We start from the raw sequence: 766 nt of genomic DNA, 5'->3' as shown, positions 1-766 counted from the left end.
TTACGGACGGAAGAAGATGACCGCGTTCATCCGCCGCACCACGCTCCGGGACGTGTCTCGCGGTGCGGTGGACCGCGCGATGCGGGCCCTGGGCCTTTCCGGGGTCACGCGGGCGAAAGCGATCCGCACCACGATCCCCGCCAAGGATGGGGTCCGTGCCGGGGACCTGCTGAACCGGGACTTCACCGCTCCGCGCCCGGATCACACGTGGGTGACGGACTTCACGTATGTGCGGACGTGGGCCGGATGGGTGTATGTCGCGTTCATCCTCGACGTGTTCTCGCAACGCATCGTCGCCTGGCATGCGCAGACCAGCAAGCACACGGACCTTGTGATGATCCCGCTGCGGATGGCGCTGTGGCGGCGTGACCGGGACGGGCATCCCGTCGGTCCCGGCCAGCTCCGGCATCACTCCGACGCCGGATCCCAATACACATCCGTAGTGCTGACCGATCACCTCGCGCTCGAGCAGATCGCACCCTCGATCGGAAGCATCGGCGACGCGTACGACAACGCCCTGATGGAGACGATCAACGGCGTCTACAAGGCCGAATGCGTCCGCACCACCATCTTCCACGACGGCCCCTACAAGACGATCGCGGACGTCGAGTTCGCGACAGTTGGGTGGGTCGACTGGTACAACCACCGCAGGCTCCACGGTAGCCTCGGAATGGTCAGCCCCGACGAGTTCGAGGCGGCCTACTACGCGGCCCTCAACCCAGAGCCGCTCCCCGCATAGAAGCGGCCGAGAACCTGGGACGGTTCA

The 766-nt window shown here is 65.9% G+C and carries 1 protein-coding gene; it reads left to right on the top strand.

The features are described from left to right. The coding region (locus tag FS770_RS13560) for an IS3 family transposase (RefSeq protein ID WP_145012786.1) at positions 1-739 on the top strand (739 nt) is incomplete at its 5' end. Between the last annotated feature and the right edge of the window lie 27 nt (positions 740-766).

It is taken from the genome of Kocuria salsicia, assembly GCF_007681555.1.
GTDB classification, from domain to species: domain Bacteria; phylum Actinomycetota; class Actinomycetes; order Actinomycetales; family Micrococcaceae; genus Kocuria; species Kocuria salsicia.
This window is presented reverse-complemented; position numbering and strand designations above follow the sequence as displayed.